General features: G+C 70.1%; 23 protein-coding genes. 15 read left to right on the forward strand and 8 right to left on the reverse strand.

The features are described from left to right. The first annotated feature begins 178 nt into the window (after positions 1–178). From BLR04_RS27720 to BLR04_RS27740, 5 genes are all read left to right on the forward strand, one after another. Positions 179–358, forward strand: coding sequence for a hypothetical protein (locus BLR04_RS27720; protein ID WP_090770678.1), 180 nt, complete (start codon positions 179–181; stop codon positions 356–358). Between the two features lie 160 nt (positions 359–518). Continuing rightward, positions 519–956 (forward strand): MarR family winged helix-turn-helix transcriptional regulator, encoded by a 438-nt coding sequence (locus BLR04_RS27725; protein WP_090770679.1) that lies wholly within the window; start codon positions 519–521, stop codon positions 954–956. 99 nt (positions 957–1,055) lie between these two features. Continuing rightward, entirely contained in the window at positions 1,056–1,925 is an 870-nt protein-coding gene (locus BLR04_RS27730) for a helix-turn-helix transcriptional regulator (protein WP_143022236.1), read from the forward strand. 114 nt (positions 1,926–2,039) lie between these two features. Then, positions 2,040–3,053 (forward strand): alcohol dehydrogenase catalytic domain-containing protein, encoded by a 1,014-nt coding sequence (locus BLR04_RS27735; protein WP_218129206.1) that lies wholly within the window; start codon positions 2,040–2,042, stop codon positions 3,051–3,053. Positions 3,054–3,576: 523 nt separating this feature from the next. Next, positions 3,577–3,813: an SDR family NAD(P)-dependent oxidoreductase gene (locus BLR04_RS27740; RefSeq protein WP_090770683.1), complete on the forward strand. Its 237-nt coding sequence runs from the start codon at positions 3,577–3,579 to the stop codon at positions 3,811–3,813. Between the two features lie 4 nt (positions 3,814–3,817). Here the strand turns inward: BLR04_RS27740 and BLR04_RS39975 are convergent, their stop codons facing one another. The 6 genes from BLR04_RS39975 to BLR04_RS27765 form a co-directional block, all read right to left on the reverse strand. Further along, entirely contained in the window at positions 3,818–4,006 is a 189-nt protein-coding gene (locus BLR04_RS39975; protein WP_143022237.1) for a hypothetical protein, read from the reverse strand. A gap of 84 nt (positions 4,007–4,090) precedes the next feature. After that, the gene (locus BLR04_RS27745; RefSeq protein WP_090770685.1) at positions 4,091–4,561 is read right to left on the reverse strand and encodes an SRPBCC family protein; all 471 of its coding nucleotides are present in this window, start codon (positions 4,559–4,561) and stop codon (positions 4,091–4,093) included. 29 nt (positions 4,562–4,590) lie between these two features. Continuing rightward, a complete protein-coding gene (locus BLR04_RS27750) occupies positions 4,591–5,538 on the reverse strand; it encodes a hypothetical protein (RefSeq protein WP_090770686.1) in 948 nt (315 codons plus the stop codon). Positions 5,539–5,747: 209 nt separating this feature from the next. Continuing rightward, positions 5,748–5,909 (reverse strand): hypothetical protein, encoded by a 162-nt coding sequence (locus BLR04_RS40945; protein ID WP_176903315.1) that lies wholly within the window; start codon positions 5,907–5,909, stop codon positions 5,748–5,750. Between the two features lie 75 nt (positions 5,910–5,984). Beyond that, a complete protein-coding gene (locus tag BLR04_RS27760) occupies positions 5,985–8,300 on the reverse strand; it encodes a hypothetical protein (protein ID WP_090770691.1) in 2,316 nt (771 codons plus the stop codon). A gap of 109 nt (positions 8,301–8,409) precedes the next feature. Next, a complete protein-coding gene (locus tag BLR04_RS27765) occupies positions 8,410–9,372 on the reverse strand; it encodes a helix-turn-helix transcriptional regulator (protein ID WP_090770693.1) in 963 nt (320 codons plus the stop codon). Positions 9,373–9,492: 120 nt separating this feature from the next. Between BLR04_RS27765 and BLR04_RS27770 the strand changes: the two genes are divergently transcribed. From BLR04_RS27770 to BLR04_RS27795, 6 genes are all read left to right on the forward strand, one after another. Then, a complete protein-coding gene (locus tag BLR04_RS27770; RefSeq protein ID WP_090770694.1) occupies positions 9,493–10,179 on the forward strand; it encodes an alpha/beta fold hydrolase in 687 nt (228 codons plus the stop codon). Between the two features lie 183 nt (positions 10,180–10,362). Beyond that, a complete protein-coding gene (locus BLR04_RS27775) occupies positions 10,363–11,346 on the forward strand; it encodes a LacI family DNA-binding transcriptional regulator (RefSeq protein ID WP_218129207.1) in 984 nt (327 codons plus the stop codon). Between the two features lie 225 nt (positions 11,347–11,571). Beyond that, on the forward strand, positions 11,572–13,734 hold the full coding sequence (locus BLR04_RS27780; RefSeq protein WP_218129208.1) for an alpha/beta hydrolase: 2,163 nt from the start codon (positions 11,572–11,574) through the stop codon (positions 13,732–13,734). A 154-nt stretch (positions 13,735–13,888) separates the two neighbouring features. Next, positions 13,889–15,250: an ABC transporter substrate-binding protein gene (locus BLR04_RS27785; RefSeq protein ID WP_090770699.1), complete on the forward strand. Its 1,362-nt coding sequence runs from the start codon at positions 13,889–13,891 to the stop codon at positions 15,248–15,250. A gap of 75 nt (positions 15,251–15,325) precedes the next feature. Next, complete coding sequence (locus BLR04_RS27790) at positions 15,326–16,267, forward strand: carbohydrate ABC transporter permease (RefSeq protein ID WP_090770700.1); 942 nt, start codon at positions 15,326–15,328, stop codon at positions 16,265–16,267. Then, positions 16,267–17,130, forward strand: a complete 864-nt coding sequence (locus BLR04_RS27795) for a carbohydrate ABC transporter permease (protein WP_090770702.1) — start codon at positions 16,267–16,269, stop codon at positions 17,128–17,130. Before BLR04_RS27790 ends, BLR04_RS27795 begins: the two co-directional genes overlap by 1 nt. An 11-nt stretch (positions 17,131–17,141) precedes the next feature. Here the strand turns inward: BLR04_RS27795 and BLR04_RS27800 are convergent, their stop codons facing one another. Then, entirely contained in the window at positions 17,142–17,390 is a 249-nt protein-coding gene (locus BLR04_RS27800) for a DUF3040 domain-containing protein (protein WP_090770703.1), read from the reverse strand. Next, positions 17,387–19,027, reverse strand: a complete 1,641-nt coding sequence (gene ctaD / locus BLR04_RS27805) for an aa3-type cytochrome oxidase subunit I (RefSeq protein ID WP_218129210.1) — start codon at positions 19,025–19,027, stop codon at positions 17,387–17,389. The genes BLR04_RS27800 and ctaD overlap by 4 nt, the downstream gene beginning before the upstream one ends. Before the next feature lie 321 nt (positions 19,028–19,348). On the opposite strand from ctaD, the gene BLR04_RS27810 reads away from it, so the two are divergent. The 4 genes from BLR04_RS27810 to BLR04_RS42850 all read left to right on the forward strand — a co-directional run. After that, complete coding sequence (locus tag BLR04_RS27810) at positions 19,349–20,272, forward strand: AEC family transporter (RefSeq protein ID WP_090770705.1); 924 nt, start codon at positions 19,349–19,351, stop codon at positions 20,270–20,272. 148 nt (positions 20,273–20,420) lie between these two features. Next, positions 20,421–21,065 carry a hypothetical protein gene (locus BLR04_RS27815; protein WP_090770707.1) on the forward strand — a complete coding sequence of 215 codons (645 nt, stop codon included), beginning with the start codon at positions 20,421–20,423 and terminating at the stop codon, positions 21,063–21,065. Positions 21,066–21,216: 151 nt separating this feature from the next. Then, positions 21,217–21,786 (forward strand): IS607 family transposase, encoded by a 570-nt coding sequence (locus BLR04_RS27820; protein ID WP_090770708.1) that lies wholly within the window; start codon positions 21,217–21,219, stop codon positions 21,784–21,786. After that, on the forward strand, positions 21,783–21,875 hold a 93-nt coding region (locus BLR04_RS42850), incomplete at its 3' end, for a helix-turn-helix domain-containing protein (RefSeq protein WP_143022238.1). The genes BLR04_RS27820 and BLR04_RS42850, both read left to right, overlap by 4 nt.

Here is a 21,875-nt window from a genome sequence, read left to right on the forward strand (position 1 = left end):
ACGACCGCACTGCCCCCGGGGCGGTCGTCACCCGCGCTCCCCGGGCCGCCGGCAGGCCCCGGGGAGCGCACATTCCGCTTCAGCCTGGGGTTACGAACCCCTTCTTCGCCACCGGCGCGCTGTTTAGGCTGAGGCGGTATGAAGCGCGACACGTGTCCGAAAACGGGGGCTTTGTGACATGGCGCTGCCCCAGGCCGCGGTCATCGGGCGCCCGATAGTGGACGTCGTCCAGGTCCCCCGCGCGGCCGATTCGAGCACGGCGGCACCGTGCGGCCCGTTCGCCTGCCCGGCCACCACGCTCTCCCCTGTTTCCACCGGGAATTCACTGCCGCACGAGCACATCGAGAGCAACGGCTGAGCACTTCCGCTCGGAACGCCGCACGTGCCGTTCGACCACCGCCTCCGGCGGGCGGCACATCTCCTGTCCGGCTCCCGAACGTAACCCGTCCGCACACCTCGCCCAGGGATCTTGGTTCAATAAGATGAAATATCCACCCAATCGGACTATCGGAGGCTTGATGGACGGCGCGGAACTGGGCTGGGAGCTGAGTACGACGGTCGCGCTGTTCCACGAGGCGGTGGCCCGGCGGCTCCGGCTGAACGCCGCCGACCACAAGGCGCTGCGCATCGTCACCAGGCAGGGGCCGCTGCCCGCCGGAGCGCTCGCCGCCCAGCTGGGGCTCGGCGCGAGCGCCGTAACCGCCCTCGTCGACCGCCTGGAGCGGGCCGGGTACGTCCGCCGAGTGACCGATCCGGCCGACCGGCGCCGCGTGCTCGTCTCGGCCGACGGCGACCAGGATCCCGACCTGAGCGGCATCTTCGCCGACCTGGGCCGCGAGATGACGGCCCTGGTCGGCAAGTACGACGAGCGCGAGCTCGCCACGATCGCCGACTACGTCCGCGGCACGATCGCCGTGTTCGAGACCCAGACCACCCGCCTGGCCGGGACCGGCTGACCCGGCGCCGGGCAACCTCCGGCGAAACGGACAATTCCGCTAAGTCGCCGGGCCGTGACTACAGTGGGGTCCGGGGAAGAGGAACGTACGGGGGAGACAGTGGATCTCGCAGAACTGGGGGAGTTCCTGAAGTCACGCCGCGGCCGACTGCGTCCCGCGGACGTCGACCTGCCACCGGGCACCAGGCGGCGGGTCCCCGGGTTGCGCCGTGACGAGGTGGCCAGGCTGGCCAGCATGTCGGTCGACTACTACTCCGAGCTGGAGCAGGGGCGCGGGCAGAGCCCGTCCGAGCCGGTCCTGCACGCGCTGGCGCGTTCGCTGCGGCTCGACTGCGACGAGACCGACCACCTGTTCCACCTGGCCGGTCGCATGCCGCCGTTCGGCGCGCAGCCCCTGCTGATGCAGTCGGCGCTGCGCCAGCTCATGGAACGGCTCGACGACACCCCGGCCATGGTGATCACCGACCTGCACCAGGTCGTGATGCAGAACCGCGCCGCCGAGGCGCTGGTCGGGCCGCAGGCGGGGCTGACCGGCATCGAGGCCAGCTTCGCCTACCACTGGTTCACCGCGCCGGCCACCCATGACCTCTATCCGGCGGAGGACCACGACTACCACTCGCGCCTGCTCGTGTCCGACCTGCGGGCCGCCGTCGCGCGGCGCGGCCCGTCCGACCAGGTCAGCGGCGAGCTCGTCCGCCACCTGCTGGGCGCGAGCGAGGAGTTCGCCGAGCTCTGGCAGGCGCGCGAGGTCGCGGTCCGGCACGAGGAGTACAAGAGAATCGCCCATCCGGTCGTCGGTCTCGTCAAGGTCACCTGCAACAGCATCGTCACGGCCGACGCCTGCCAGCGGCTGCTGTGGTTCGTGCCCGAAGACCCCGACGTCGTCGAACGGCTGCGCCGGCTCGACCCGCCCGAGGTGTGGCGGAACACGCCGGGGCCCGCGTTCGGGCGTCCAGGAAGGTGGGGTTGACCACCCCCGCCTGACCGGCTTGGCGGCGATGCGTGTGATGCACGCTGGATGAGGCGATCGCGCGGACGTCGCTCCTGACGTCCAGGAACAGCGCGACGGAGTCCAGGAGGAATCATGATGCGTGCAGCACTCGCCACGGAAGTGGGCGCCCTGCTGAGCTTGACCGAACGTGAGATCCCGGAGCCGGGCCCCGGTGAGGTCCTGGTGAAGGTGACGGCTTGCGGCGTGTGCTTCACCGACGTCAGCCTGACGCGCGGGCACTACCCGATGGCGCGTTTCCCGGTGATCCCCGGCCATGAGATCACCGGTACGGTGGCCGCGCTCGGCAGCGGCGTGACAGGCCTGTCCGTGGGCGACGCGGTCGGCGGCCAGTTCCTGTACGACTCGTGCGGCCACTGCGACTACTGCGTGTCGGGCGACCAGATCCTCTGCCCGTCCAAGCGCATCACGGGCATCGTGGTGGACGGCGGTTACGCCGAGTACGTGTTGCTCAAGAGCGGCTACGTGACCCCGCTGCCGGCCGGTCTCGACCCGGTGGCCGCGGCGCCGCTACTGTGCGCGGGCCTGACCGCGTTCAACGGCCTGCGCCGGGCGGGGGCGACGCCCAGCTCGCGGGTGGCCGTCGTGGGCAGCGGCGGCGTCGGCGCGCTCGCCGTCCGCTACGCGCTCGCCATGGGTGCGCGCGTCGCCGTGGTCGGCCGCTCGGCGTCCGGGGAGGCGGTCGCCAAGGAGCTCGGCGCCGAGCTGTACATCGCGAGCGGCGAGACCGACGCGGCGGCGGCGCTGAAGGCCTGGGACGGCGGCGCGGACGTCATCCTGAACGCCGCCCCGTCCAACGCGGCGGCCTCGTCGGTGCTGACCGGTCTCGCGCCGGACGGCACGCTGGTGCTCTGCGGTTACGACAACACGCCGCTGACCCTGCAGGCCCAGCCGATGATCCTCAACCGGCTGCACGTGATGGCGACCCCGTCGGGCTCGCCCCACGACACCCGCGACACCCTGGCGTTCTCGGCGCAGCACGGCATCGTCCCGTCGGTCACCCCGATCACCCTGGACGAGGCCCCGGCGGCGCTGGAGTCCATGGCGAACGGCTCGGGCGGCGGCCGCCGCGTCATCACGTTCGACTGACGTCACCCGCGCGGCGGCGGACCCCCACAGGCGTCCGCCGCCGCGCCAGGCAGCCCGAACGGCGGCGCGTCGGTGGACAGCACGGCCGCGCCCGGCCGACATCGAGGCGGCGGCATTCGCCCACCCGCACATCGACCACCTCGACTGGGTCTGGCACGCCGCCCCTGGTGATGACCGGCCCGTGTTCACCCGGGCGGACCATCTGGTGGCCGAACCGGAACGGGCCCGGCGCGACCTGCTCACGGAAGGCGCCCGCGACGTCAGCGGCCTCGGTAGCGCAGCCCGTCGATGAGGAGGTCGACGAGGCGCTCCGCCTGCTCGCGGCGTCCCGGGTCGCCGGCCGCGAGGGCGATGCCGCTCCCCCTTCGGCCCCAGGTCGACCGCCGACGAGGTCCTCCAGGGGGTCGAACGTGCTCTTCGCCGTCGAGGCCGCCCGGCGCTGGGCGGAGGACGGCACCGTGGCCAACGCGCTCGTGCCCGGCGGCATCCGTACCGGACGGGAGCGCCACCAGGAGGGCAGGGGATGCGGGCGGTCTTCGACAGCTACGAGTGGCGCACGCCCGAGCAGGGCGCGGCCACCTCCGTGCTGCCGGCCGCCTCTCCCCTGGTCGAGGGCGTCACCGGGCGCTACTTCGAGGACTGCGCCGAGGCCCCGCGCACCACGGATCCCGGCGCGCAGTCGGGCGTGCGCCCGCACGCGCTCGACCCGGACGACGCCGCGCGCCTGTGGAAGGTGTCGTCCGGACTGCTGGGTCTGTGACGCGTCAGTGGTGGCCTTCGCCGGTGACCTCGTCGAGGTTCACGCCATGGGCGCGGGCCAGTCGAGTCACTTCGTCCCATTCGTCGGCAGCCAGGAGGGTGCCGTGCGCGTCGTTGTCGCGGCGGGCCGCCTGCAGCGACCGCCAGACCGACCTTGCCCGTTCGCGGATCGCAGCCGCCACTGCAGTGCTCATGTCACCCCTTGCGCAAGTTTTTAGCCGCCGGATGCGTTTCTTGCCATTACGTTACCGTCCGTGGCGGATGCTCTGACCTGCGGCCTACGGCATGGCGGCTTCCGCGATTCGCTTGAGGTAGGCGTTCCGCCGCAGCATGAGCGCGGTCATGTACCGCCGCAGGACCAGCAGCTCCGCGACGGCGCCCAGCGGTCCTGCGGGGGCGGAGAAGTCGACGACGTCCCTCATCAGGGTCGCCTCGGTCCCGTTCTCCCGGGTCGCCTCGAAGGTGTGGGCGTGGTGCCAGTGCCGGAACGGGCCGCGCACCTGTTCGTCCACGAAGAACGCGGGCCGCTCGTAGGCGCTGATCACCGAGGTCAGCCGCCACGGCACGCCGAAGTGACGCGCCCGCCACGTGACCGTGTCACCGAGGACGAGGTGGCCGGAGGTGACCCCCGCCACCGCCTGCTCCCGCGCGCCGCGCATGGAGCCGAGGTGCAGCTCGACCGACAACGACAGGTCGAAGACCGGCTCCGGCGGCGCGAGCACCAGCGTGGCCAGCTCGAAGCGTGACATGTCGTGACCTCAATCACGGGGGCGGGCGGTCAGAAGGTGAGATCCCCGGCGTCGCGGCGGAGAGGTTCGAGCAGCTCGGTCACCGTGGTGGCGCGCAGCACGCCCGGGTGCAGCACCTCCGCCCTGGGACGCGGCACACCCCCGGCCACGGCGGCCGCGACCAGGGCGGCGGCCAGCCACCGCGCGTCCGCCGGACGGCCAGGCCCGATCAGCGGCTCCCCCGGCATCCGGGTGTCCGACAGCTCCCGCAGCAGCGGCCGGACCGGTGCGGGCACGGGGAAGGCCACGGGGTGCCCGTTGCCGTCGCGCACCGTGACCACGGCCGGACCTCCTCCGGCGTACCCGCGCAGGTCGCGCGCCGTCAGCTCGGCCAGCGCCGTCACGGACGCGCCGGTCGCCTCCAGCAGGGCCACGGCGACGGCCTCGGGGGTGCGCCCGTCGGCGGCCAGGCGGGCCACGCCCCGGCGCAGCAGCCGCCGCTCCTCACGGGTGAGCGGCCCGCCGGCGCTGCCGGCGTGGACGGCGTGCGACACCGCGCCGGTGCGCCAGGCGTGGGCGTAGAAGGACGACAGCACGGCCCGCCTGCGGTTGACCGTGGTGTCCGACAGCGGCCGGCCCGGCCGGCGCACGCCCACGGTGAGGGTGCCGGTGAGGGCGGCGTCGCAGTAGGCGTCCAGGTGGGCGCCGGTGGCCGCGAGCGGGTCGAGGGACGACTCCGAGGCGCGCAGCCAGCGCAGGAACGCGGCCAGCACCTGCAGGCGCGTCTGCCGCGCCGCGGCCGAGGACCGTTCGAGCAGCCAGGCCCGCACCGCCTTCGCGGCCGCGGGCGCGAGGCCGTCGATCAGGTCGACGTCCGCCGCGGACACGTCACCGCCGTCGCCGGGGCGCCTGCGCGGACGCAGGCCCTCGATCTCCCCGACGCTCGCCGGGGCGGAGGTACGGGGCTGGGCTGAGGGCTGGGGGGAAGGTTCTGTCACGGTGTTCCTCGGCGGCATGCTGGGGCGCTGGGCTGAGGGCTGGGGGGACTGGGGGGCGAGCCGTTCCGTACCGGATAAAGGGTCCTCCGACGGGGTCGCCGGGGGTGGTGCGGCCGTCGCGGACGAGAGCTCCGGCCGGGGGGCGACGGCGGGCGTCAGGTGCTCGTCGGCCTCAAGAAGCGGGCCGGGGATGTCGGTGCGCGGGCCGCTCAGCACGTGACCTTACCCGCCCGCACGGCTGCCGTCATGGTCGGCTCGATGGCCGTCACGGCCGTGCCGACAGCCGTGATGACGGCCGTCTTGACGGCCGTCTTGATGGCCGCCGCACGGGCGGGACAGTCCTGAGGGCCGGGGCCAGGCAGTCCAGTCATGTTTTCGATCTTCTCACGGCGCTTCGCCCCGCGCCGCCCGGTGTGCGGCACCCGTCCGAAGTCCCCGACGTCGCCTCATTGCTTGCGCCGCGCCCGGTAGGTGACCGGCTTGTCCCCCTTCCCGGGGAAAGCCATGATCAGCAGGCGTTGACCGTAGTCGTTCTTCCCCTTCCACCGGAACCAGTCGTAGTGCACCCGGATCCGGTAATGACCGGCACGACCGTTGAGCGACAGGTCGGGGAACCCGGTGCCGCTCAGATCGTCCCTGAGCACGATCTCCCCGGTGGGACTCCGGTAGCCGACCTCCACGACGTGGTCCCAGCCCTTGGTCTCCACCGGCGGGCGGCGGGTGTAGGTCTCCAGCGTGACGCAGAGGTCGTAGTCGGGGTGCGTCAGGACCATCAGGTGACCGGGCAGGGCGGCCACCAGGCCGTTGCGCTGCGCCTCGTCCAGCACACCGTCCTCGAACGGGTCCGCCTCGTCCTCGGTCGGCTCGTACGTCTCGACGGCTCCGTAGTCCGTCCACTGCGGCTCTTTGATGCGGATCGCCTTGGCCGCTCTGATGAGCGGGCGGTGGCGCGGGGTCGAGTCGCACATGCGCTGCGCGTCGTCCTCCCACTCCTGGTCCTCCAGCTCCTGCTCGGCGGCCGCGGCCTGGACCACGGCGTCGGCGCCAGGGCAGATCTGCGCGAGCGGATAGGTCAGGGCGTCGCGCCGCAGCCCCTCCACCGTCTGCAGGCGGGCGACCTCCTGAGGGTCGTTGCGGGTGTAGACGCCGCACAGCCGGCGGCCGTGGGCGAGGATCACGGCGTCGGGCGTGGTGTCGGCGAACGTGACCAGGCCCGCCTGCCGGTAGGAGCACACGAACCGCTGGTCGGAGGTGAGCTCAGGTTTCCTGGGTTCGCCCCTCCACGGCTCGTACGGGGCGCAGTCCTCTGCCGCGGTGACGGGGCCGAGTGACTGGTCGGCCACCGGCGCGAACCCGAGCGCGAGCAGGGTGACCGTCACCGCGAGCACGACATGGCGGCGTACGCGCTGGGCGGGCGCGGCCGGGTAGAGCACCAGCAGGAGCAGCGCCGAGGCGAGCAGGGCCGCGCCGTACCACGACGGCGAGACGCCGAAGAAGAGCTCACCGTCGCGCTCCCGGGTGAACAGCCCTTCCGGGTAGATCTGCACACCTTCGTAGAAGAAGTCACCGGAAACCGCCGGCACCGGTGTCGTCGTGAGCGCACTGACGAAAGCGACGACCGCGGCGACCGTCAACGTCACCGTGGTGAACCGCACGAGACGGCGGGTCCGGCGCAGGACGGTGACCAGGAGCAGCAGCGCGGGGCCGCCGACGCCGACGAAGACGTCGAGGGAGAACCAGGTCAGCGCCGGCGTACCGCCGCCCTCCACCCGGACGACGTTCTCGATGGCGCCTCTGGGCCCGATCCAGAGGTACATGCCGTGCGTGAGGTTGACGGCGGCGGGGACGAGCGGGAGCACGACCGCCACGGCGGCCACCGGCCACCACCTGGCCGCCGCCCGCGCCGGCCGCCGCCTCGGGACCGGCTGCGGGAGGGGGTTCGCGAGTTCGTGGGCGGTCCTGGCCACCCACACCAGCCCGAAGACGCTGACGGCGCCGATGAGGGTGTGGACCGCGAAGGCCCAGGGGAATACGCCCGTGCTGATGCCCATGCTGCCGCCGGGCTTGAGAAAGGTCATCACCTGGGCGACGACGCCGATCCTGACGGTCGCCGCGCTCCAGCGACTGTCCCTGGCCTGGGCGACCAGGATCGACACCGACCACGCCTGCCAGACGTACCCGTACCCGCCGGCGAGGGTGAAGACGGCGGTGTCCAGGCCGAGCACGCCCGTGATGCTCTGGCCGAGGCCGCTCGCGCAGGCGAGGAGTCCCGCCACGAGCGAGAACAGCCGCAGCCCGCGGGAGACGACGCCGCGGAGCACCAGGAAGAACAGCCAGACGACGGCCGCCTGCAGGAGCCCGGTGATGATCTCCGTCGCCGTCCAGAACCAGTAGGCCTCGGCCGCCACGATCAGCGGGACACTGGCGAAGAGGGCGATGCCGAAGCCGACCTGCAGGTACAGCGCGAGCCGCAGCAGGCCGACGCGCCCGCCGCGGTGGGCCGGCTCGCCTCGGGCGCGGCCGCGCAGCACCTGCCACAGGGCCCACGCCTGTACGGCCCCGACGAGCAGCACGGCCACCGTCAGCCCCCAGGGAACGCTGAACGCGTCCTCGTCGCCGAGGAAGAAGGGATCGCGCGCGACGACCGTCCAGAGCGGGCGGCCGTGGTCGGTGGTCAGCGCGAGGGCGCCGAGCACGCCCACGAAGGCGAGGTGGCCGAGCGCGAACAAGGCGGCGATCATGCCGAAGCGGTAGTGACGCATGGCCGTCTCTCGGGGGGTGGGAGAGGAAACGCCCAACCCTAGCGAGCCACCAGAAAGTTGATCAAGAATGTGTCGTCACCGGTCCCCCGAGCGGCGGGGAGCCGTACCCTCACTGATCGTCTCCCAGGGCGGCGGCGAGGCGGGCCGCGAGCGTGGCGACGGCGGCGCGCAGTTCCGGTCCGCCCTCGACGTGGAAGGCGAACGGCACGCTCGCCAGCCACTCCTGCGCGTACATGGCCGGGTTGTTCGTGCTGCCGACCAGCACGCAGCCGTCCTCGGTGGCCTCCAGCCGGCCCATGGGCGCCCTGACCCAGGGCGCCACCTCGGCGAGCGGGGCGTCGAACACCACTCGGGTGAGGTAAGGCCAACCGCTGCCGAGGTGCTCCTCCAGCATCGTCACCGGGTCGAGCCCGTCGGGCGGCTGGAACGCGTACGGGGTCTCCTCGACCGAGGCGATCCGGTCGATCCGGTACGTGCGGATCGCGTCCGCCCGGTGCGAGTGGCACAGCAGGTACCAGCGCCCGTGGCGGACGACGACCGCCCATGGGTCGGCCTCCGTCGTCCACTCGTTGCCCGACTCGCGCCGGTACGTGACCAGGACCCGCCGCCGGGCCGCGACGGCGGCGACGAGCGCGCTGGTGGTGGTGGGGTCGGGGCGGGCCGAGTAACGGTCGCGCGCCGCCGAGGCGTGCTCGCGCAGGACCGCCGCCTGCCGGCCGACGTTCTCGGGCAGCGCCCGGACGACCTTGCGCAGGGCCGTACCGACCAGATCGTTCACGTCGGCGGCAGCCGGCGGGCTGTCGAGCACCGCCATGACCAGCGCGATCGCCTCGGGCTCTGTGAAGGCGACCGGCGGCAGCCTCGTGCCGCGTCCGAGCCGGTAGCCGCCGTAGGGGCCGCGAAGCGACTCGACGGGGATGCCCGCCTCCCGCAGGATGCCGACGTAGCGTCGCGCGGCCCGCTCCGTGACGTCGAGGCGCTCGGCGAGTTCGCCGGCCGTGACCCCTGGGCGGGTCTGGAGGATCTCCAAGGTGCGCAGCGCACGCGCGGTGGGGCTGGTGTCGGTCGGCACACCGGAAGACTAGGTGGTCGTGTGACGAACCGGAAGCAGATCGTCCGGTATCGGTCCTAGCATGCCTGCGTGACGGCAGGGTTCCGGCCGTCGGGTTTCCCCACTGAAAGAGGACTGATCATGGATATCCTGCTCGTCGCCGGCCTCTGGCTCGACGGCTCCGCGTGGGACGAGGTCGTGCCGGAGCTCGAGGCGCTCGGCCACCGTCCCGTGCCGATCACGCTGCCCGGCCAGGGCGACGGTTCCACCTCGGCCACCCTCGACGACCAGGTGGCGGCGGTGATCGACGCCGTGGACGCGGCGCCGGGAAAGGTCCTGGTGGTGGGGCACTCCGCGGCCTCCAGCCTGGCCTGGCTGGCCGCCGACGCGCGACCGCAGCGGGTCGCCAAGGTCGCCCTCGTCGGCGGCTTCCCGAGCGATGACGGCAGCGAGTACGCCGACTTCTTCGAGACGAAGGACGGCGTCATGCCGTTCCCCGGCTGGGGGCCGTTCGAGGGGGCCGACTCGGTCGACCTGGACGAGGAGGCCAAGCAGCGCATCGCGGCCGCGGCGATCCCCGTGCCGGAACAGGTGTCGAAGGGCGTGGTGCGGCTGCGGGACGAGCGGCGGTACGACGTCCCGGTCGTCCTCGTCTGCCCTGAGTACACCCCTGCCCAGGCCAAGGAGTTGCTCGACGCCGGCCAGCTGCCCGAGCTCTCGCGCGTCAAGCACCTGGAGTACGCCGACATCGACTCGGGCCACTGGCCCATGTTCACCAAGCCCGCGGAGCTCGCCCGCATCCTGGCGGCGGCCACCACCGAGTCCTGACGCGGCCTCCCGTAAGGGAGGCGTTCACCGCCCTCGATCCGGCCGATCCTTCCTCCTCGGTACGGCCGCCCGAAATGGGTCTTGTCTCAACCTTCACTTATCGCTTACTTTTGCGCTGCAAACGTAACCGATAACGATTGCAACTGTGAGGGCGGCATGGCCGAGGGCGGCGCGCCAGTGACGATGAGTGATGTCGCACGATTAGCCGGCGTCTCCACCGCGACCGTTTCGCGGGTGGTCAACGGGCGTTACGGTGTGAGCGCCAGCACCGTCGCCCACGTACGTTCGGCCATCGAGCAGCTCGGCTACGAGACGAGCCTGGTGGCCACCAGCCTGCGGCGCAGCCGCACCAACGTCCTCGGCCTGGTGACGCACAGCTTCCAGCCCTACACCGCCGAGGTGCTCAAGGGCGTCATGGACGCCTTGAGCCAGTCAGGCTTCGACCTGATCATCTACGCCAACAGCGACCTGTACGGCACGTACTCCGAGGGCTGGGAGAAGCGCCACCTGGCCCGCCTGTCGGGCACCCTCACCGACGGGTGCATCGTGGTCACGCCGTGGAGCAAGCTGGAGAGCAGCACCCCCCTCGTGGCCGTCGACCCGGCGACCGACTCGACGGTGCCGTCGGTGATGGCCGACAACCTCGCGGGCGCCACCACGGCGGTCGAGCATCTCCTCGACCTGGGCCATCGGCGCATCGGATTCATCGCGGGCCGGTCCGGGCTGGCGGCCGCGCTGTCGCGCGAGGAGGGCTACCGCAAGGCGCTGACCGATGCCGGCGTCCCGATCGACACCACGTTGATCGGAAGAGGCGATTTCAACCCCGCGTCCGCGGTGCCGCTCGCCCGGGAACTTCTGTCCCGGCCGGACCGCCCGACGGCGATCTTCGCGGCGAGCGACGGAATGGCGCTCAAGGTGGTGGAGGTCGCGAAGGATCTGGGCCTCAGCGTCCCCGGCGACCTGTCGGTGGTCGGCTTCGACAACATCCTGGAGTCCGCCCTCGCGGATCCGGGGCTGACCACGATCGACCAGTCGATGTACCGGCTCGGGCACGAGGCGGGCCGCATGCTCAAGTCGCTGGTGTGCGGCAATTGGCGAGGACCGCGGCACATCGTGCTCCCGACCCGCTTGGTGGTGCGCGGCTCCACCACAGCCCCCAGACTGTGACGCCACCCCACGGGTGAGCCGTCGCATTCCGTCTGACGTCGCCTTGAGAGAAACGTCAGACGGAGAAAGCGAACCACTTGACGAACGGAGGTGTGGATCCCAACCGAACAGCACATCCATCGATGAATCAGGCCGGCCAGTCGGGCGCCATCCGCGGTCCGGTCCCATCAAAGGAGTTGCTTAGTGTCATCTTTACTTTATCACGGCAGTTCACGCCCCAACGGAGTGCGTCGGCTCACCACCGCGGTCGCCGCGGGAGCTTTGGCGATCGCGATGGTGTCGCTCGCCTCCCCGGCCGCAGCGGGTACTGCGGCGGCCACCACGGCGGCGACCATGACGGCGGAGACGCCGTGGCTGGACGTCTCCGCGGACGGCTACGCGTCCTTCACCCTCCCGGCGGCCTCGGTCCAGGCCGCCATCGGCCAGGTGTCGCAGGTGGTCATCGAGGGGAACTTCGGCCCCTCCAGCACCTGGGTGGAGTTCGGCCTGACCCGCCGGGGCGACGCCTGGTCGGGCGTCCTCGGCCCGCTCAAGCCGGGGCTGTACACCTACCAGGTCACCGGTGACGACACCAAGGGTCTCAAGGACCCGACGAACGGCACGCAGGTGGCGTCCCAGCCGCTGTGGAGCACGTTCTTCGTCGCGGGCGACTCCGCGAGCCTGCTGGCGGACGCTCCGCAGGGTCAGGGCGGCACCGTCGAGACCCTGACCTACCAGACCAAGGCCGAGGAGCGCTCGGCACTGGTGTGGACGCCGCCCGGCTACGCGGCCCAGCGTCCCGCCAAGCCGTACCCGGTGCTGTTCCTGCAGTCCGGCGGGGCCGCCGGCGACTGGCTCGACCTCGGTCGAGCCAAGCAGATCCTCGACAACCTGTCGGCCAGGGGCGACATCGAGCCGATGGTGGTCGCGATCTCCGGGGCGACCGACGGCAAGGAGCTGAAGGACCTGCGGAAGGCGGTCGGCGACCGCTACCGCGTCCACCGCGACCCCGCGCGTCAGGCGGTGGCCGGTGCGGCCGAGGGCGGGACGCGGGCGCTGCTTGCCGCGCTGGCCCGCCCGAACGAGTACGGCTACGTCGGCTCGTTCTCCGGTCTCGCCGACGACCCCGGCCGGTTGGACGCGAAGGACGTCAACCGTCACGTCAAGCTGCTGCGCCTGTACACGGGGAACGTGACGGACCCCGGGTACAACGCGACCGTCCGCCTCACCGAGGCGCTCGACCGCGCCCGCGTCGGCTACGACTTCGACGGGGTCAACCCCGACGCCGGCGGGAACTGGAACGCCTGGCAGGAGAACCTGATCGACTTCCTGCCGCGACTGTTCCGCAACGTGTCGGACCACGGTCCGAGCGCCGGTCACGGGCAGCTCAAGGGCGAGTTCGCCCCGCCGGCGGCGGGCACCACCCCGACGCCGTTCGTGACGGACGACGGCTTCGTCACCTTCGAGACGACGACGGAGTTCCAGGACGCTCAGAACGTCAAGGTGTGGGCGAACTGGGCTCCGGGCGGAAGCTGGCTGCGCGTCCCGCTGACGCGGGTGGGCGACCGGTGGCGGGCGACCGTGGGGCCGCTCGACCCGTGGTTCTACTACTACCGGCTGATCGTGGACCGGGCCTCGGTCAAGGACGTGTCGAACCCGACGAAGGTGACGTCCGAGCCGACCTGGAGCACCTTCCTCGTCAACGGTGAGGCGGCGCGCCTGCTCTCCGACGTCCCGGCCGGTCAGGGCGGAACGGTCGAGAGCATGACGTACCGGAGCACCGTGGCGAACCAGGACCGCACCGCGCTGGTGTGGACGCCGCCGGGCTACGACCCCGACCGCGCGGAGCCGTACCCCGTCTTCTACCTCCAGCACGGCAGCGGCCAGAGCTACACCGACTGGGTGGAGATGGGCCGCGCCAAGCAGATCCTCGACCACCAGTTCCTCGACGGGGACCTGGTGCCGATGGTCGTGGTGATGGGCAACGGCAACGTGTCCAACTTCAACCAGGAGCTGCTGAACAACATCGTCCCGGCGACCCGCGCCCGCTACAACGTCTCCGACGACCCGTCGCAGCAGGCCCTCGCCGGCCTGTCGATGGGCGGCGGGCAGACGTTCGGGGTGCTCAAGGCGTACCCGGGCCGGTTCGCGTACGTCGCGGCGTTCTCGGCGGGCTTCGGCAGCGGGGCGGGCGTCGACGCGGAGGCGATCAACAACGGCACCAAGCTGCTGCGCCTGTACGTCGGCGACCAGACCGACTTCGTGTACCCCTCGTTCACGGCGTCGCTTCCCACGATGAACGACCTCGGCATCCGCTACGAGTTCGACGGGGTCACCCCTGGGCCGCACGGCTGGGACGTGTGGCAGAAGAACCTGATCGACCTGGCTCCGCGCCTGTTCAAGCGCTGAAAGGGCGGCTTCGGCCGGCCTCTCTTGCGCCCAATTTGTGAGCGCTCACATGACCGGGGGACGGGGTGCGGGAGCGACACCCGCGCCCCTCCCCCGGTCGCTGGATCAACAAGCGCATGAACCCCCGTGCGCTGAACTCGGAAGGAAACACCGGATGAAGAAGAGGCTCCTCGCGGCGGCGGCCCTGCTCGCCACCACGGCCTCGCTGGTCGCCTGCTCCTCCGGCGAGCAGGGCGGTGGAACCACCGCGAGCGGTGGGAACAACGCGAGCAACTGCACGAACACGATCCCCAAGAAGGATCTGCCGGTTGTGACGATGTGGGGCTGGTACCCCAACACGCAGCTCGTGGTCGACAACTTCAACAAGCTGAACGGGGAGGTGCAGGTCTGCTGGACCAACGTCGGCCAGGGCAGTGACGAGTACGACAAGTTCCAGACGGCCATCTCGGCGGGCACCGGCGCGCCCGACGTGATCATGGTCGAGATGGACCGCATCCCGACCTTCCAGATCCAAAAGGCGCTCGTCGACATCAAGCCGTACGGCTACGACGCCGTCAAGGCCGACTACAGCGAGGGCGCCTGGAAGGACGTCTCCGTCGGCGGCGCGGTCTACGGCGTGCCGGTCGACGGCGGCCCGATGGCGATGATCTACCGCAAGGACATCTTCGAGAAGTACGACATCACGCCGCCGAAGACCTGGGCCGAGTACGAGCAGGCGGCGCAGAAGGTGAAGGACGCGGGCGGCCCGCTGTTCGGTGACTTCGCCGCGAACGTGTCGGCCCTCACGATGGCGCTGCAGATCCAGAAGGGCGCCGCGCCGTTCACCTACGACCCGGCGCAGCAGAGCACGATCGGCATCAAGCTGAACGACCAGGGCTCCAAGGACGTGCTCGACTACTGGACGAACCTCGCGCGCAAGGGCCTGGTCGGCACGCAGGACCAGTTCACCCCCGAGTACATCTCCGGCGTGATCAACGGCCAGTACGCGACGTACATCTCGGCGGCCTGGGCGCCCGGCTACCTCACCGGCGCCGGCGTCGGCAAGGGCGAGGACACCGGCAAGTTCGCGGTGGCCCCGCTGCCGCAGTGGGATGCGGCCAACCCCGTACAGGTGAACTGGGGCGGATCTGCCTTCTCGGTGACGAGCCAGGCGAAGAACCCCGAACTGGCGGCGAAGGTGGCGTACGGCCTCTACGCCGACAAGGAGTCGCTCACCGACGGCTGGACCAACCAGATCATCTTCCCGCTGAACCTCAAGGCGCTGAACGACCCCGCGTTCGTGGACCTGAAGGTGGACTTCTTCGACGGCCAGCAGGCGAACAAGGAGGTGTACGTCCCCGCCGCGAACGCCTACAAGGGCGTCACCTACAGCCCGTTCGGCCAGTACTACTTCGACGCCATGACGAAGCAGGTCAGTGCGCTCATCGAGGGCTCCGACACGGGCGCGCAGGCCGCCGACCGGCTTCAGGAGGACGTGGTGAACTACGCCAAGGAACAGGGTTTCACCGTTCAGTGACGACCGGGGTGGGCCACGCGGAACTCGACCGCCGGCCCACCCTCGCTTTTCCCCGTATCGACATCGGAGCCCAAGTTGACCCTCCAGATCGAGAAGAGTGCGCCACGCACCGAGAAGACGACGCAGCAGAACCGTGGAAAGGTGCGCCTCCGTGAGCATCTGATGGGTTGGCTCTTCGTCGGCCCCTTCGGGATCGTCTTCCTGGCGTTACTCATCGCGCCGCTCGCGTACGCGTTGTATCTCAGTCTTTTCCAGAAGAAGCTGATCGGCGGCACCAGCTTCGTCTTCCTCGACAATTACGTGAAGGCGTTCACCGACCCGAGTTTTCTCTCCGGCTCGTGGTTCGTCATCCGTTTCTCGCTGGTCTCCATCCCGCTGCAGATCATCATCGCGCTCGCCATGGCGTTGATCCTCGATGCCGTGACCAATGCGTTCACCCGTTTCTCCCGCCTCATGATTTTTCTTCCCTACGCGATCCCCACGGTCATCGGGGCGGTCATGTGGGGATTTCTCTACAGCAAGAATTTCGGGCCGCTCACCGACATCTTCGCCTTGTTCGGCGGCACCGCACCTAACTTTCTCAGCAGCAACCTGATCTTCATCGGCCTGGTCAACATCGTCACCTGGCAGTGGGCCGGCTACTACATGATCATCCTGTACGCGGCGCTCCAGGGCATCGACCCGGCACTCTACGAGGCCGCCCGCATGGACGGCGCCGGCAAGTGGCAGGTGGCGCTCCGGATCAAGATCCCGTTGATCGCCCCGGCACTGATCCTGATCCTGGTCTTCTCGCTGATCGGCACCCTGCAGTTCTTCAACGAGCCGCAGATCCTGCGGTCTCTCGCGGCCGGGGCCATCGGACCCGACTACACCCCCAACATGTACGCGTATCAGCAGGCATTCTCACTCGCGAACTTCAACTACGGGTCGGCGATCTCCTTCGCGCTCGGCGGGGTCGTGTTCATCGGCGTCTACGCCTTCCTGTTCTTCACCCGCAAGCGGAGGAGCTTCCTGTGATGAGTAACCGTCCCCGGCCACAGCGCAACCTTCCCCTCCAGGTGTTTCTCGGCTTCCTGGTCGTGTATTTCCTCGTGCCGTTCTGGTGGGTCATCGTCAACAGTTCCAAGGACGCGCCCGGTCTTTTCGGCGGTGGCAACACCCTGTGGTTCGCCGACAACATCGACTATCTCGGCAACCTCCAGCAGCTGTTCACGTATGACAACGGCCTCTACGGCAGGTGGATTCTCAACTCCACGCTGTACGCGATCGCGGGCGGCGTCGGCGCCACGCTGCTGGCGGTCATGGCGGGCTACGGATTCGCCAAATACCGGTTCGCGGGCAGGCGCTTCAGCTTCGCGCTCGTGCTCGGCGCGTTGATGGTGCCCGCGACGGCCCTGGTGATCCCCACCTTCATGATGTTCTCCCAGCTCGGCCTGACCAACACGATCTGGGCGGTGATCCTGCCGTCGCTGCTCAACCCGTTCGGCGTCTACCTGATGCACGTGTACGCGCGCGACGCCATCCCCAACGAGATCCTGGACGCGGCACGGGCGGACGGCGCGGGCGAGGTGCGGACGTTCCTGCAGGTCGCGCTGCCCCTGATGCGGCCCGCGGTGGTCACCGTGCTGCTGCTGTCGGCGGTGGCCTCGTGGAACAACTACTTCCTGCCCCTCGCCATGCTCTCCGACAACCGCCTGTTCCCGGTCACCGTCGGACTCGGCCTCTGGCAGGGCATCGCGTCGGGGAACAACGCGGGCACCACCTCGCTCTGGAGCCTCATCATCCTGGGCGCGCTGGTGTCGGTCATCCCGCTCGTCATCGCGTTCTTCACGCTCCAGCGGCACTGGCGCGGCGGGCTGTCCGTCGGCGGGCTGAGATAGGGCGGGCGCACTCACACCGGCGCGTCGCCGGCGAGGAGCACCATCAGCGTCAGTCCTCCTGACGTCAGCAGCACGACGCTCAGCACGGCCAGCAGTTCCCGGCGGCTGGCCTGTGCGGCGAACCGCTGCGGTCCCTCGCGCTCGGCGCGCGCGCCGAACTCCTCCAGGCGGCGGCTCAGGCGCGATCCCCCGCGCCGCAGCTCGCGCTCGATCGCCGCGAGGATCACCTGCTCCCTGCGGGACAGTCCCACGGCCGTCACTCCAGCTCCGCCGCCCGGCCGGTATGCGGATAGTGCAGGTCGAAGGCCGGCCGTTCCGACCGGATGCGCGGCAGGCTGGTGAAGTTGTGCCGGGGCGGCGGGCAGGACGTGGCCCACTCCAGTGAGTTGCCGAACCCCCACGGGTCGTCCACGGTGATCTTCTTGCCGTGCCGCGCCGTGTACCAGACGTTGTAGAGGAACGGCAGCGTCGAGGCGCCCAGGATGAACGCGCCGATCGACGAGATCATGTGCAGGTCGGTGAAGCCGTCCACGGAGCTGTAGTCGGCGTAGCGGCGCGGCATGCCCGCGACGCCGAGCCAGTGCTGGACGAGGAACGTGGTGTGGAAGCCGATGAACAGCGTCCAGAAGTGCACCTTGCCGAGGCGGTCGTCGAGCATCCGTCCGGTCATCTTCGGCCACCAGAAGTAGAAGCCGGAGAACATCGCGAACACCACCGTGCCGAAGACGACGTAGTGGAAGTGGGCCACCACGAAGTAGCTGTCGGTGACGTGGAAGTCGAGCGGCGGCGAGCCGAGGATGACCCCCGTCAGCCCGCCCATCAGGAAGGTGATGAGGAACCCGACCGCGAACAGCATGGGCGTCGGGAAGCACAGGTGGCCCCGCCACATCGTGCCGATCCAGTTGAAGAACTTCACCCCGGTCGGCACGGCGATGAGGAAGGTGAAGAAGGAGAAGAACGGCAGCAGCACCTGCCCGGTCGGGAACATGTGGTGCGCCCACACCGTCATCGACAGGCCGGAGATCGCGATCGTGGCGCCGACCAGGCCGACGTACCCGAAGAGGGGTTTGCGGCTGAAGACGGGGATCACTTCGGTGATGATGCCGAAGAACGGCAGCGCGATGATGTACACCTCGGGGTGGCCGAAGAACCAGAACAGGTGCTGCCAGATCAGCGGCCCGCCGTTGACCGGGTCGTACACCTGGGTGCCGAGCTTGCGGTCGGCCGCCAGCACGAGCAGCGCGGCGGCCAGCACCGGGAACGCCATGAGCACGAGCACACTGGTCAGCAGCACGTTCCAGGTGAAGATCGACATGCGGAACATGGTCAGTCCCGGCGCCCGCATGCAGATGATCGTGGTGATGAAGTTGACGGAACCGAGGATCGTGCCGAGACCGGCCAGCGCCAGGCCCATCACCCACAGGTCGCCGCCGACGCCGGGCGTGAAGGTCGAGTCCGACAGCGGCGTGTAGGCGAACCAGCCGAAGCTCGCCGCCCCGGCAGGCGTCAGGAAGCCCGCGACCGTGATCAACCCGCCGAACAGGAACAGCCAGTACGACACGGCGTTCAGCCGCGGGAAGGCCACGTCCGGCGCGCCGATCTGCAGCGGCATGACGACGTTCGCGAACCCGGCGAACAGCGGGGTCGCGAACAGCAGCATCATGATCGTGCCGTGCATGGTGAACAGCGCGTTGTACTGCTCGTTGTTCACCAGCTGCAGGCCCGGATGGATCAGCTCGGCCCGGATGAGCATCGCGAACACGCCCGCGAGCAGGAAGAAGGCGAACGAGGTGATGAGGTACAGGTACCCGATCACCTTGTGGTCCGTCGTCGACAGCCAGTTCGCCAGCAGCCTCCCCTTGCGGGCTGCCGTGGCCGATTCGGTATCGGTTGTCAGCGGCTCGTCGGCGCGTGATTCGTCGATGCTCACCAGAGATCCCCCCGTGGTGCCACCGGCGCTCTCCCCCGAATGGTGTTCTGGCAGGTCAGCGCCATTCTGAGAGACGCCCTACCCGCACAACTCGCACGATATGCCCCGCTTCACGCATACGTACCGTCGGCACCGTTTGTCCCTGGTGTTTAGCTTCGTACCAGTATGAACCGCTGAGAGGGCGCTCCGATAGCCTCCTGAGGGTTCATCTCAGGCTCGGCGCGTCCGGCGCGGCCAGACTCCGGACCGGGCAGGCACCGCGGCACCGCGGTCGAGGAGGTATCGAATTTGTCGGGGGTTGTCGCGGCATTTGCCGCCCTGGTGTCGGTCGCCGTCCTCGGCTACGTCATCGGGGCCGTCCGGCTGCTGCGCGCCGGCGACGAGCTGGTGCTGTCGCGGCTCGCGTTCTACGTCGCCACCCCGGCGCTGATGTTCGCCACCGTCTCGCGCGCCGACCTCCACGCGCTGTTCTCCCCCGTCCTGCTGACCGAGGTCGTCGCGGTCGTCTGCACGCAGCTCGCGTTCGTCCTGGTGGCGAAGCTCGTCTGGCGGCGCAGCACGGGCCAGGCCACGATCGGCGCGCTCGCCTCCTCCTACGTCAACGCGGGAAACCTCGGCGTGCCCATCTCGCTGTACGTGCTGGGCGACGCCGCCCTCGTCGCGCCCATCCTGCTCTTCCAGCTGCTGGTGTTGACGCCTGGCTCGTTCCTGGTCCTGGACAGGGGCTCCCGTTCGGCGCGGGCGGCGCTGCTGCTGCCGCTGCGCAACCCGCTCACCGTCGCGTCCCTCCTGGGGCTGGCGCTCGCGTTGAGCGGGATCACGCTCCCCGACACCGTCATGCGCCCGGTCGACCTGCTCGGCGGCGCGGCCGTCCCGCTCGCGCTGCTCGCCTACGGCCTCAGCCTGTACGGCTCCCGCCAGACCGCCGCCGCCCCCGAGGAGGCCGGCGTCGGCAAGGACATCGCCCTGGCCGCCGCACTCAAGGCGTTCGCCCAGCCCGCCGTCGCGTACCTGACCGCTCGCTTCGCCCTCGGCCTCGACGGCACCCACCTCCTGGCCGCCACCCTGTTCGCCGCCCTCCCCACAGCCCAGAACATCTACGTGTACGCCGTCACCTACAACACCGGCAGACACCTGGCCCGCGGCGCCATCCTGATCACCACCGGCCTGTCCATCCCCATCATGACCGCCATCGGCGCCACCCTGGGATGACGGAGTCGATGACGCACCCAGGTTTCGAGTAGCCCCACCCGCACCGCCTACGACGGCCGCCGCAGTTGCCGCGCACTTCGTCCTGACATGAATCGACATTTCGAAATAAGAGCGATACGGAAAGATCAGGTCGGCATAGGATGCGGGTGTGCTGGACACCCTCCTGATCGTCGTCGCAGCCTTGGCCGTCATCACAGCCATCGTCGTCACGGCAGCCAGCAGATCACGCGCGGCCAGGAGCGCCGGCATGCTGCCGCCCCCGGCCGATCTGCAGGACCACCTCCAGCAACTGGTCGCCGGCGGCCGCAAGGTACAGGCGATCAAGGTGCTGCGCGAGCGCGCACCGGGCATCGGGCTCAAGCAGGCCAAGGCAGTGGTCGACGCCGTCGAAAGAGGCACGGCCCTGCACGCGGCACTGGCCGCGTCCGGGCACCGCCCGCCACCCACGCCCGCCATCCCACCCGACCTGCGCGACCACCTGCTGCGCCTGATCGCGCAGGGCCGCAAGATCGAGGCGATCAAGGTGCTGCGTGGTCGCCTGCCCAGCCTCGGCCTGAAGCAGGCCAAAGACATCGTCGACTCCCTCCAGGCCGGCACCCCCGCCCTGGGTTCCCGGACGCCCCCACCCGGCATCCCCGCCGCCACCGCCGACCTCGCCGACCGTGTCCGCGCCCTGAAGGCCCAGGGACGCCAGGAGCAGGCCATCCACCTCGTCCGCGGCGAAACCGGCATGGACGACGCCGAAGCCACCGCCTTCGTCAACGCGATCGACCCCGACCCCGACGCCACCTGACGCGGCACGATGGCGCGCCGTCCTTTCAAGGGGCAGGAACCAGGCGACCTGGTGCTCGGCTGCGCCGTCTGCGTGACGATCTCGTTCGTGGGGTTGTTAGCGGCTAGCGGAATCATCAGTTGTCTTCAGTCTCCGTCTGCATCATTTGTCTGTGAAACTTTCCGAGTGGGCGCGGCGGAATGGCGTGCACTACCAGACCGCCTGGCAGTGGGCGCGAGACGGGAAAATGCCGGTCCCGGTCACCAAGACCGCGACCGGCCGGTACCTGGTGCTCGAGCAGCCGTCCGAACGGGACGGCCGGACGGTCGCGTACTGCCGGGTCTCGAGCGCTGACCAGAAGGCGGACCTCGAGCGGCAGGCGGGCCGAGTCGTCACGGCTGCCACCGGGATGGGGCTGACCATCGCCGACGTGGTGAGCGAAATCGGCTCCGGCCTGAACGGCAGACGGCCGAAGCTGGCCCGCCTGCTGCGCGACCCGCAGGTCACCACCATCGTGGTCGAGCACCGCGACCGGCTGACCCGGTTCGGTCTCGAGCATCTGTCGGCCGCGCTCGAGGCGAGTGGGCGGCGGATCGTCGTGATTGATGACGCCGAAGTCGATCACGATCTGATGCGGGATATGACCGAGGCCCTCACCTCGTTCTGCGCCCGCCTGTACGGGCGAGGCTCGGCATCGCGCCGCGCCAAGGCGGCCTTGCGCGCGGCGCGGGACGCGGCATGACCGACCGGCAGGGCTTCCGTGTGGAGTTGGCTCCGACGCTCGAGCAGCGCGCCCGGCTCGGGCAGCATGCGGGACTGTCGCGGGTGGTG

Source organism: Nonomuraea maritima, from assembly GCF_900100395.1.
GTDB classification, from domain to species: domain Bacteria; phylum Actinomycetota; class Actinomycetes; order Streptosporangiales; family Streptosporangiaceae; genus Nonomuraea; species Nonomuraea maritima.